We start from the raw sequence: 12,588 nt of genomic DNA, 5'->3' as shown, positions 1-12,588 counted from the left end.
TCTGCTTACTTCACAAAAAGGGAGCGAGGCCCTTTCGCAATAGTTTACGTTGTGTGAACTCTCACGCCTTTTATGCCCAGCTCCCTTTCATGATTACTTACCTGCGTACCACTCGTTTACTTCTTCCGTTATTTTATCAAGTCCCAGAGAATTCAGCTCCTTGACAAAATCATCGAAATTGTCGGTAGTCTCAATGCCCATGATAACCTTGGTATAATACTCCATCACCTTATCCGTCACAGTAGACATCTTCTGACCCATGGTCGGTGTGGGGCCGGTGGTGAACTTATCCCACATGAACATATCCTTCTCATAATATTCGTTCATGGTATCGTAAGCCGACATGTCATTGCCGAAGGTCTTCATTCCGCCGTAGCTGGTCACGATATCGCCCGAGAGGTAATTCTGGATGTCATTATAGCTTACCAGCTCCTCGGCATTCAGGGAGGAGCTGTCACCGCTCTCAAGCGCCGCCACAATATTGTTGTGGATTGTCAGATTCTTTAAGGGGAACCAGGTCTTCAGCATAACCCAGTGGAGAGGGAAGTTCAGGACGTCGTTGGCATCCTTCACCAGATAATCATTATATTCTTCTCCGGAATATCCGTATTTGTCAACCCAGAAGTTCAGCATTCTCACCACTGCCTCCGGATGCTCACATTTCTTATTTACCACAACATAGCCTGTAATGGCGAGGGAAATCTGGGGCTTTGCATCCCCGTCCACAGCCGTGGGAATGGGAAGGGCTACCCAGTCGGCTTCTATGTCGTTCTGGACTGTGGAATTCAGGGGCCAGTTGGCGTTCCACATCAGGCCGTACTGGATGCCCGCCCGTCCGGAAGCCGCCGCTTCGGACGCCTTTACCTCGTCATTGGAGGAGAAATCCTGTTCAATCAGCCCTTCCTGATACATTTTTGCAAGGAAATTTAACGCATCCTTATTTTCCTCCTTCACGGATCCATATACCAGACCGCCGTTCCCGTCTTCAATCCAGGCGGTGGGATAAGCGCCGAAGCCGTTGAAAACGCCCACGCCGTCGCCCAGTCCGGCGCTGAGGAAGTTATTGTGGAATACCATGCCGATGGTATCGTCTTTCCCGTTTCCGTCCGGATCCTGATCCCGGAAGGCAACCATGACATTGTACAGTTCATCCAGGGTTTTGGGCATCTCCAGGCCCAGCTTCTTAATCCAGTCTCTTCTGATCCACAGCATGGGGGCTTTATCAATGGAGGAATCCACCAGCGGAATCGCAATGATTTCTCCCTTATCGGTTGCGGCCTCCAGCGCGGCATCTCCTTCCCCGGTCGTCCATGCCATCAGCTCATCGGATGCATATTTTTTAAACACCTCACCGATGTTCCGGTTAATCAGGTCGCTCTTGGCAAGCAGGGAAAGCTGGGAGCTGTTGACAATCATGAAATCCGGGATTTCACCGGAGGCAATTGCCACGCTCTTCTTCTGCTGGGAATCATCCGGCGTGTTTGCCGCATACCAAAGCCAGTCGATGGAAATGTTGGTTTCTTCGGTCATCCTGGTGTAATAAACGCTGTTAAGCATGTCTTCCTTATTGAACTCACCCAAAGCCGGTGAGATTTCAAAATAAGAGGTCAGGGTAACCGGTTCCTCATATTTGAATCTGGGATCCACCTCTTCCTCGGCGACAGCGCCGGCCGCTTCGCTGTTTCCCGCTGTCTGTGCACTGCCGGAATCCCCTCCGCAGCCTGCCATCAGGCTTACGGTCATTGCCGCCGCCAGCAATAACGCAATTTTCTTCTTCATGTGTTTTCCTCCTTGAGTTTTGTTTTCCTCCAGCCGTCCGTTGCCTTCCCGGCTGTGTTTTTCATCTAAGGCCAGTATAAAAAGGAAAACGGAATCCAACAATGCAACTTTCTTGATATCCCGGTTCAAAAATTGACCTGTTCCCAAACAGCGTCCCATTACCCGAACTGCCGCCTGCAAAATGTTTACTGTTCAGCCATGCCATTCATAATATGGCGGACCAATCAGGCGGACCAGTTACCCAAAATATGCTCCGCCGCGGTGATCCCGCTGGTGAAGGCCAGCCCCAGACATGCGCCCTCCGTATCATAGTACGGAGCGCAGTAACAGCTTCCATTATCCACACCAGCCGCATAAAGCCCTGAAATTGGCTTCTGCTTCTTGTCAAGTACCCTGCAGAAGGCGTCCGTCTTCACGCCGCCTATGGTGCACCAGGCGCTGGGTTCGTAGGCAAATACATAAAAGGGCGCCTTTGCCACCGGCTTCAGCAGCCAGCTGTTTTTCCCGAATTCCGTATCCTGCCCGGCTTCGCACATGGCATTGTAGCGCGTAACCGTTTCTTCCAGAAAAGGAAGAGAAAAATGCGCCGCCGCTTCCTCAATGCTGCCGCAGCAAAAAGCCCATCCCTCACTGATATCCCTTTCCAGATCCTCCGGGAAGGGCCAGGGTCCCCTGTCAAGGGCGGACTTTCCAGTCTTCCATTCCTCCGGACGGCCATAAAAGTCGTATACCGACCTGGCAGAACGTATGCCCTGATAAAAAGCTTCGTCCAGCACCGCATAATAGCTTCCGGCGCGCAGGGTCGCTTCCCCTCCCACGGAAAGCGGCTGATCCGCCAGCAGCTGTTCATCCATAAAACGGCGGCCCTCCCGGTCCACCAGCAGACCGCCGGTCATGGCCCAGCGCATATTCCCGGGAAAGCGTCCCTTCATCCTGCTGTGATAGCCGCCGAACTCCCCGGCGCAGATTCCCCAGCTGCGATCCTCCATGCCTCCGGCCTTCAGCGCCATGGCGATCCCCGCCCCATCGCTGAGCCGGCTGCCCAGCGGGCCTACGGTAATATCCCCGAAATGCTGCTTTAGCATCTCTTCATTTCCCAGATAGCCGCCGCTGGCGATGATGACCGCCTTTCCGTAATACGCCGTCTGTTCCCCGCTTTGTCCGTCAACGGCCAGGACGCCGCATATCCTGCCATTTTCCGTCAAAAGCTCCCCGGCGCAGGCATTCAGGATCACTCTGCCGCCGTATTCCGCAAGCTTCCTTGCAAGCAGCTCCCACCGCTGCGGCGCAGGCGTTTCAAAAAAATGCCTGGCCCTGAAGCCAACACTGTATAAATCCTCCGTCAGCCTCAGTTGAATGCCGCTTTCCCTTAGCAGCGCCTCAACCTTCCTTCCGTTTCTGATACACCGGTACAGCAGGCCGCCGTCCACGGTGCCCCGGGAAAATCCATACATATGCCTAAACAACATCTCTGCTGAAACGGCGCAGTTTTCCTCCTCCTGCAAAAGAGTATCTGCCAGGGAAGGGCCGCCCGCCCTGGCCGCATTGCTTACGGACAAATGCTTTCCCTTCTCCAGCACAACACAGCTCCTGCCGGCCTTTGCCAGCGTCAGCGCGGCCATCATGCCCGCGCCTCCCGCACCGATAATTACCACATCCGTATGTTCCATAAATAACCTCCACGCCGCCGGGGACAGCTTTGCCCCGGCTGATATTTTACTATTTGTTATATCCATCACCTTGTTTTTCAGGCCTTTTTCACAGGCTCCCAGATCTCATTTTTACCGGCCCTCAGCACAGTGCTGCCGCCGTTTGCTCCCCGGAAGCTTCCTTCCATTCCCTCCGGCAGCGTCAGCTCATACTGCATGCCGCCATCCTTCGGATAATAGCGGAAGGTAACCAGCCCATATTCGGTGAGCATGCCGCCCTCCAGGTTGGGAACATAGTCCAGATGGGGACAGACCTCCACCCGCGCCGGACTGCCCGCTTCCCTGCGGATGCCTCCCATGACGCTGATCAGCTCATACATGGGCAGCGCGCTCCAAGCATGGCACTCGCTTCTGGAATTGGAGGGTGTTTCCGGGCAGGTGGTGCAATGTTCCTCCAGCAGCTTAATCCACCAGTCCATCTGCCGGGCGGTGAGCTCATAGCAGCCCGCCTTTTCACAGGCGCGGAACAGCTCATAGCAGGTGGAAAAATAACAGCGCAGCACATCCTTTTCCTCAAAGGTCCTGCGCATCACCCTGCGCGCATCCTCCCCGGAAAGCATGCCGTTTAACACCGCCCAGCTCTGGGCATGCTGGGAAAATTCCTGACAGGAGGGGCCTTCCCGGAACATTCCCCGCCCTGCATCCCAGCACAGGCTCTGGATCTTAACCACGATGTTTTTCTGCCGTTCCCTGTACTCCTGCGCAAGGCCGGCCCTGCCGGTGGCCTCATTGATTTCGGCCCCGTCAAGCAGGGCCAGTCCATACATCAGGTTAATAATGGTGGAAGGGCCTTTTCGTACCGCCGCGGGACGTCCCATGGTATCATGCCAGCTTTCCTGCCAGTCCACAAAATCCCAGAAGCCCAGATTTTCCACCAGTCCCTGCGGCCCGAGATGCCTGTCATAATATTCCAGGATGCTGTCCACATCCGCCCGGTAACGCTTCAGTATATCCGTATCTCCCGTACGCCTGTAATACTCCAGCAGCATGAAAATATAGTACAAAGAAAAGGTGGATATAATCTGCTTCGGGTTGCTGGGCGCCCTGCCCTGAATCAGGCCCATGGGAAGCATGGAATCATGGAAATCCCGGAGGGCCTTCTCCGCCAGCTTCGTATCCGCGCTGCACACATAGGTAAACAGCGCCTGCAGCCTGGTATCCATAGGGTACTGCATCTGTTCCCAGAAAGGGCAGTCCATATAGGTTTCCATCATGCAGCCCTGCAGGGTGCGCACGCACATGTCATACACCTTCTCCACCCAGGGAGCGTCCGATTTGATATAGGAGCCGGGATTTAAAGGATAACCGGTCTTTAAAAGCGCAGGCCTGTAAAAACGCACTTCCTCCCCCGCCGCCTGAATTTCAATCTTTAAAAAGCGCATGGTCCGGTACCAGAAAGGCTCATAAAGCAGGCTGCCGCCATCTAGCACGATGGTATCCCGCTGTCCGTTCTGCCCGATTTCCCCATTGATATAATCATCCCTTTTTACCTGATCAATGCCCTTCGTGAACTTTTCAAAATAGGTAAAAGAAATCTCCGCCCCTGCGCCGCCTTCGATTTGATACCGGAAAAAGGCGTTGAAAAGCCCATCCCCGTCAAACAGAAGCGTCCTGCGTTCCCCTGGCCGCACCGTCACGTAGGCTGCTTTCCTCATAACGCTTTCTCCCAGCTCCTTTTCAAGGACGGCCGGACGCTCATACAGCAGCGGGATGGGACGCTCCTCCATCATAAAGGTCTTGAGAATACCGAACATCATCTCAAACCCGCATTTTACCGGCTCCAGCACATCGCCGGCCCGCCAGCCGCCGTCGTCAAAATCCGGCAGTCTCCAGCCGCCCGGCGTCGCATTGAAATCAATCCTTTCCGTCAGCGCGCCCATATTCCCATTCACCACCGGTTCCTTTGTAAGGAAAAACGTATTGTCCAGCCATACCTTCCAGGGGGCTTTTCCCGTTGTCACCTCCCCCAACGGATTACCTTCCTCACCTTTAAGCACGCCCTCCACGGCGAGCCTGTGCCCCGCCGGCAGGGTCGCCACGCTGTTTAACGGCGCCCGGTTGTCCCCTGGTCCTTCTTTTACATACATGCTGTCGCACAAAAGCACCTGCACGGCAAGCACGTTTTTCCCCATCCGCAGATAATCCCCCAACTCCACCGTTTCATAATAGTGCCTGAACTGATCGCCGCGGCAGGGACCGGACAGCACCGGCTGTCCGTTTACCCACAAGCGGTAGCGGGAATTGGCGGAAATATCCGCCTTCAGCTCCACCCGTTGCTCCAGCATGAAATCCAGGCGGTAGTAAGCGAACCGCCCGTTCATATCCCCCTGGTATATTTTCTTTTCCTCGATCTCAGCCCTTGGCACTCCCAGCCATAATGCTTCGTTCCACATAATTTTACCTCCTCCTTCTGCGGCCATTCCAGCCTTTCAAAAAAGTATAAAGCAGCCTACGGCTTACAGCGTTACCCTCATGTCAATCCGCAGGATCACCTTCAAGCCTCCCAGCTCACTTTGTTCCAGCAGGATGCCGCTTGTTTCCCCGTAAGCCAGCTTCAGCCTGCGTTCTATATTGGAAAGCGCATGTCCGGCTGCCCGACCCTGATAATCCTGGATGTATTCCCGCATTCTTTCAATATTTTCGCTGCTTCCGCCGTTCCCATTATCCTCAATGACAATACAAAGGTAAGGCTCCTTATGAGAATAAGAGATGGCGATCCGGCCGTCCTTTAAAATATCCGACATGCCATAATTATAGGCATTTTCAATGACAGGCTGCAGTATCAGCTTCGGCACAAGGAAACCGGCCGCGCTTTCCGGCAGCTGCCCTTTATGCACCGTGATTTTATCCCCGAACCGCATCTGCTGGATGTCGATATAATTCTCCATATGCTCCACCTCGCGGCTTAGGAGGATATTCTGCTCCACCTCCTTGTTCAGGAAACGGTAGTACTTTGCCAGGGAGGTGACGAACTGTATAATCTGATCATAGGACTCATTTTTAGCCATAATCCGGATCAGATAGAAGCTGTTATACAAAAAGTGTGGGTTGATCTGGGACTGCAGCTGCATCAGCTCCGCATTCTGTAAAAGCCTGCCCTGCTCCTTTACGTTTTCAATCAGCTCCTGGATGCGTTCCACCATTCGGTTGAAGGACGAATATATGTATTGAAACTCATCCTGGGGCTTATGGAAAATCCGGATTTCCAGGTTGCCCTCCTGCACCTGCCCAAACGCCTGCACCACCTTTTTCAGCGGCTTATTCACGGCGGTGTTGGTCTGATAGAGGATTTCAAAAAACAGTATGCTGATGACCAAAAGCACAACTCCCATCATAAGCAAAGCCACCATTGCCGAGCTGCCTATCCCTCTGCCGCTGCGGTAGGCAACCACGGTAATCCCGTAGCCGGGAATGCTTTCTGACATAAACAGATTGCTTGTCCCCAGGCACCTTCCCTTACCGAGAAAACTCTCTCCTCCGCCCTGCTTCTCCCATGCCCGGTACCAGCAGTCCATCAGCTGCGCCTGCGCTTCCCCCTCCACAGGCTGCTGGCCAAGCACTTCCCCGCCATCCAGCACAAAAAACGCGCCCGCCTGTTCTCCGCTGCCAAACAGCTCCAGAAGCTCCTGCAGATAATCCTCCGAAAGCGTAATGCTCACGCCGAAATCAGGGACGTAATCCTCCTCTATGGAATAGGTCAGAGGGTACAGCAGCTCCATCTGCGCCTTCCCGTCGCAATATACCAGGCTGCGGGCCGTATTATCCCCGTTCCTGGGTATGGGCACATATTCCTTACTGCCATGCCCCTCCACCGCGCTCAGCTCCATCTCCTGTTTGGGAAAAATAATGGTGATATCCTCAATGATATTATTCAGCGACTGAAAGCCCTGCATATTCACCAGCAGCGCCAACATCAGCTGGGACCTTTCATACCCGTTCAGGGAAGTGTCATATACCAGGGACGAAATCCTTCCGTCGCTGACCAGATTGCGTTCCAGATTATAAATAATTTCCAGCTGCTGCTCCAGCGCCGAAACATTATGGACGACGGCGCTCTGCATCCCGCCTATTTCCACATTCCTCTGCTGTTTCGCATATTTCAGGAAAATTATGATTGTACTCACATAGATAATTACTATGATGATTACAAAAAGAATGTACAGCTTTTTAAAAACACTCACCATACCCTGCTTTTTCATGCCCCTTCCCCCATATCAGAAGCTTTTTCCCCCTCCGGGAAGCCGGACGGAGCGTCTTTTTGTAACGGTTCAGACGGGGCCGAACCGTTACCGCATCCGGCCAATTAAACGCTGCGCTGTGGGCCGGATGCCTGAAGCGCAGCGTTTTTCCACGGTCTGCGCAGTAAATGCGCAGACCTGCCTGTTTCCGTTTTTTACCCTGTATAGTCCAGTATACAGGAACCCGATTGTGCGTTCAAGATACGTAACGTCCGGTACGTTCACAATTATTGCAGCTGTTTAATTAATTACTGCAGCTGTTTAATTAATTATTGCAGCTGTTTTGCAATCACGGCAATCCCTTCTTTGCCGGGCAGCCTGACTTCGACCCTTCCGCAGGCCTCCTCCAGCGCAGTCGTCCTTGTCATTTCCCATGCATCGATGATCTCAACCTCGTATTTTTTATCCTCCGGCAGGGTAAGGAAACACATAGCGCAACACTGCCTCGCAAAATATTTTATGTAGACCTGATCCCCGCAATGGCCATAATAGCATGCGTCCTTTGCCTGGGACAGCTCCCGTTCCTCTGTATTTACCAAAGCCCGGAACCGTTCATATGCTTCCTCCGGTTTCTCAAAAACTGTGGCCGTAATGTTCCTATCATCCGGCCCCATCACAAAAGGCTCCTTCCAGGGACTTATGCAGGATGGCAGGCTGTACAGAAAATCCTTCAGGAAAGCAATCCGCTGCGCGCTCTGCCCCTTCAAACGGCCGCCCCTCGCCCACCAGAGCACCTCGTCCTCCGAAACATAAGTTTCCCCATGGGTCACAAAGGCCCCCTGAACGCAGCCGCGCCAGAAACGGTTCACCAGCTCAAATGCGGAAATATTCCCCCAGGCCATATCGATGTTGCCCTCATAACAGCACTCGTCAAAAACCACCGGCTTTTGATACCTCTCCTGCCATTCCGCCGCCTTATGCATACCATCCGTCTGAATGCAGCAATGCGTCACATTGGGGCGGGTGAAATCGTAAAAATGGAGACAGTTATGATTGCTCAGCAAATGCTCATAGCAGTCATTGGCAGCGACAAATTCCTCTATCTCATACCAATCCTCCATCGTACGGTTGAACATCAGATCATATTCATTTGCCAGGCTCCACCAGATAAAGGGATAGGCGGACAGTCTCCGGAGCAGGTAATCCAGGTGAATTTTCCATTCTTCCATACTCATTATGGAAAAGCCCCAACGGTCATAAGGATGGAACAAAATCAAATCCGTTTCTATTCCCATATCTCCCAGTCGGACCAGGATTTTTTCAAAATGCTCCCAGTAGTCCATGCAGGGGCGGTGCACATCCCACTTCCCTTCCGCATTTTTTTCAAAAGGGAAAAACTGCGGCTCATTGTGATTGTATCTGTAATGCTTCGGAAAAATGCAATGGCGCACTTTATTAAAGGGGGCGTGCTCCAGGGTGTGCATGGTTTGTTCAATTATCTCCTCGCTCTGGTGGGCAAGGGCGTAAATGGTGGTTCCGAACGGCAGGTATTTCGTACCGTCTTCATAAACAAAATGAAGGCCCTCTGTCTTTACCATACCATGTCGTCCGGTCCTTGCCGGCAGGCATTCTTCTTCCCCTGCCACAGGTCCTTCCAAGGGAATATTGCTTTCGGTTTTCCAGGAATACAGGCCGGTTTTTTTGGGGAGGAAACGTACTTTATAAGTATTGCTTCCTGCGTAGAAGCCTTTTACGGTCTTTTCTTCGCCGTCCAGATGGAATACGGTTTGGAAAGTGAACAGCGCCTGGGAGCCCTGGGGCGGTTCGCCGGTGAGGCTTAATTCGAACATTTCGTATTGATACATTTTTATTTTTTCTCCTCTGTTTTTTGTGGCTGATTGGATTTTTGGCCATTTTAAGCCTTTAGTAAAGTATAAAACGGCCGGAACAGATCAACAATGTGATATTCTTGACCTGCTCCGGCAAAAATTGACCTGCTGCATATCAGAGGGGCCTTCTGAGGAGAGAGGGGCAGTGATATGCGGCAGGTTGGGTGTGGTTTTGGGTTTTTGGGTTATAGGTGTTTATGTTTTTGGGTGATTATGGTATTGGGTATTTATGGTTTTAACTGTATTGGCCTAAGGCGGGCCTTCAGATGCAAGCTTAGCTTTCCATTATCCGTTTCAGTATCTCAATATCCGCGGGGCAAAATGCAAATTGGGGAATCTCATCTCTACGAATCCATCTTATATCATTATGCTCCAGCTTTTGAGGCACTCCATTTTTAATTGCAGCATTAAACAATGTCAGGCGAACCTTTATATCTGGATACTCATGTACTACAGACATAAATTCTTCCTCTACAGAAAGCTCTATTGCCAATTCTTCCTCGCATTCTCTGATAAGGGCTTCCTGTTTTGTTTCACCAGCCTCAACCTTCTTTCCTATCACAGTTTTTTCCACATTGGATACACCAAAAATAACTATTATTAAAAGATCTCCTCCATGAATACTACATCAAAATCCATATACCGACAAAATTTATAATTATTCTGAAACCTCGTCAAATACAATAGCGCCAATGATAGATCTTCAATTGTTTCATACAATGCTTTTTGTCCACGATAATCCCCTGTTCTTTTCTTTAAAGCATACTTTACATTAAACATTTACTTTTTATATTTTCTCGTGAGCAAGTTTAATGATTGTTTTGTCGGCTCTAAACCCAATTCATATGCATCGGCATAAATTCTTGGGACTTTTTTCAGTCTGAAATTCATATCGTCAACATCAAAGGATGTCAGATCCAATTCCTCAAATCCAAGCCAATTACAAAATTCCCGATATTTCTTTCCGCTTTTCTTCTTGAATGCCTTTTCCAATTCTTTAAGACCGCCTGGTCCGCCACAGTTCTCAATAATCCCATAACCGTCGCCCTCTAGAACCCGCGGCAACTCTCTTCCCGGTAATTCCTTATCCTCAAATATTTTTTCAAGAGTAATGGAAACCTCCCAGCCATCACCATAATCGTAGAAAAGAACCATTTCATCACCGCTGTTTGACACCAGCTGTGATATTTTGACATACGCTGCATTCTCCGCTTCTTCATCGTCAAAATCAACAGTCATTTGATTCTGCACATCATAACGGCAGGTTTCTTTTATTTTATCTGGTGGAAATAGTTTTTCTATCTCTTCTGATGGAAAAGATTTACCCATAGCCTGATAAAAATTTCGACGGTACATTACATCGATACAGAACAAATGGCTTGCCTGCATTTCAAACATCGTCATGATAATATAGGCAAGCCTTGCCGCAGTAACATTTCCAAGCACCTGGAAGCGACGCCATATTTTGGGTGTATAATCTTGCAATTCTACATAAAATTGATAAATCGGCTGTGAAGCCATTTCACACTCCTCCTTGCTTCTATAAAGTTTTTACCGTTTTCATAATCTCCATGAGTATATGACAGGTTTTGTTAATAGCAATATTCCACATACTCAAAACCCTTCTGGTAATTCCTCACTAACAAGAAATCCCTCTTATTGTTTGATTATGAAAGTAACACAACGAGTTAATTCAGCCAAAATATGTTTATTTTCGATACAATTTCACACAAACCTCGCAATGTGTTGAGTGGGTAATAATGATGTCCCGCAAGTATAATCTCTCCTTGGGGAAAGCATTATCTTTCTTGTTCAAGTAGAATATTGGCTTTTTTACCCATAAATCATTTCGCATCATATTTTTTAGAGTGTATCATAAATACTAAATTTTTGAAATATCTGCAGCAACTCTCAAAAATGATTTGTTGATTATAGAACATTACCAACAATAAGACGCATGAACTTTCAGAGTTTAAGCGTCTTATTGTTGGCAGTGATGTTCTACATAAACCGGATTTAATTGTGCCACAAGCTGTGGCACAATTACTCCAGCTCTTTTTCGATTTCTTCGATAGACGGAAGACTGCTACGCAATTCTTCAGGTAGTGCCTTAGCAATCTGATTCTTCCATTCTGCCACGCCAATAGGATTCTGATAGCCCGCTAGAGAATACTCTACTACGGTTTCATTCTTGCCCTTTACCAGTAATAAACCAATAGTAGGCTTGTCATCCGGATGACACAGAATATCGTTTACCACATTTTGATACATATTAAGCTGACTGATAAATCCCGGCTCAAAGTCGCAAGCTTTCAGTTCGATTACTACATAACACCGCAGCTTCAAGTGATAAAACAAAAGGTCAATATAAAAATCATCACCGCCAACTTCCAAATGCACCTGTCTACCCACAAATGCAAACCCCTGTCCCAATTCCAAAAGAAAACTTTGAATATGTTCTGTTAACTGCCGTTCAATCTCTACCTCACGTCGAGGCATATCAGTGCCAAGAAAATCAAACAAGTAAGGATCTTTAAACACTTGATTGACCATATCGGAATCCGCTGGTGGAAGTGCCACTGGAAAATTATTTGTGCTTCTTCCCGAACGCTCCATAAGGCCACTCTGTATTTGCAATTCCAACATATTACTACTCCAGCCATTTTCTATTGTTTTGTATGCATACCAGATACGGCTTTTCTCAGTATCCAGTTTATCTAACAACATTCGATTTGTTCTCCACGGAATTTGTGCCACAACCTGTTGCACAATTTGAAAATCAGGCCAGCACTCGGCAAACTTACGCATATATTTAATATTTCTGGGAGAAAAACCGGACATTTCAGGAAATGCATCCTTTAAGTCCTTGGCCATACGGTCAATTACTTTTGCACCCCATCCCTCTTCCTCCCTATTTAGTCAAGTGTTTTTTCCTTATTTTTCAAGAAATTTTTAATTTCATATCTCAGATAAATGAGCCAAGAGGATGGACATTTCTCTGTATCTGGTACGAAAATAGAGGGTTTTGGGTAC

General features: G+C 49.3%; 8 protein-coding genes and 1 pseudogene. All 9 read right to left on the bottom strand.

The genetic code is table 11. The annotated features are described in order from the left end of the window. Positions 1–93: 93 nt before the first annotated feature. Positions 94–1,779, bottom strand: coding sequence for an extracellular solute-binding protein (locus FYJ45_RS09110; RefSeq protein ID WP_195841749.1), 1,686 nt, complete (start codon positions 1,777–1,779; stop codon positions 94–96). A gap of 224 nt (positions 1,780–2,003) precedes the next feature. Next, complete coding sequence (locus tag FYJ45_RS09105; RefSeq protein WP_195841748.1) at positions 2,004–3,449, bottom strand: FAD-dependent oxidoreductase; 1,446 nt, start codon at positions 3,447–3,449, stop codon at positions 2,004–2,006. Positions 3,450–3,526: 77 nt separating this feature from the next. Then, positions 3,527–5,881, bottom strand: a complete 2,355-nt coding sequence (locus tag FYJ45_RS09100) for an alpha-L-rhamnosidase-related protein (RefSeq protein WP_195841747.1) — start codon at positions 5,879–5,881, stop codon at positions 3,527–3,529. 63 nt (positions 5,882–5,944) lie between these two features. Then, entirely contained in the window at positions 5,945–7,687 is a 1,743-nt protein-coding gene (locus FYJ45_RS09095; RefSeq protein WP_154464351.1) for a sensor histidine kinase, read from the bottom strand. Positions 7,688–7,995: 308 nt separating this feature from the next. Beyond that, positions 7,996–9,531, bottom strand: a complete 1,536-nt coding sequence (locus FYJ45_RS09090; protein ID WP_154464350.1) for a DUF5605 domain-containing protein — start codon at positions 9,529–9,531, stop codon at positions 7,996–7,998. Between the two features lie 298 nt (positions 9,532–9,829). Continuing rightward, on the bottom strand, positions 9,830–10,129 hold the full coding sequence (locus tag FYJ45_RS09085; RefSeq protein ID WP_321035440.1) for a (deoxy)nucleoside triphosphate pyrophosphohydrolase: 300 nt from the start codon (positions 10,127–10,129) through the stop codon (positions 9,830–9,832). A gap of 206 nt (positions 10,130–10,335) precedes the next feature. Next, a complete protein-coding gene (locus FYJ45_RS09080; RefSeq protein ID WP_154464349.1) occupies positions 10,336–11,076 on the bottom strand; it encodes a plasmid pRiA4b ORF-3 family protein in 741 nt (246 codons plus the stop codon). Between the two features lie 522 nt (positions 11,077–11,598). Beyond that, complete coding sequence (locus FYJ45_RS31425; RefSeq protein WP_320620667.1) at positions 11,599–12,201, bottom strand: PDDEXK nuclease domain-containing protein; 603 nt, start codon at positions 12,199–12,201, stop codon at positions 11,599–11,601. Further along, positions 12,175–12,456, bottom strand: a pseudogene (locus tag FYJ45_RS31420) (DUF1016 N-terminal domain-containing protein); the annotation flags it as partial. The gene FYJ45_RS31425 and the pseudogene FYJ45_RS31420, both read right to left, overlap by 27 nt. Between the last annotated feature and the right edge of the window lie 132 nt (positions 12,457–12,588).

The sequence above is a fragment of the Eisenbergiella porci genome (genome assembly GCF_009696275.1).
In the GTDB taxonomy this organism is placed as follows: Bacteria; Bacillota; Clostridia; order Lachnospirales; family Lachnospiraceae; genus Eisenbergiella; species Eisenbergiella porci.
Note: the sequence above shows the minus strand (reverse complement) of the source record. Positions and strands in the feature narration are given on the sequence as shown.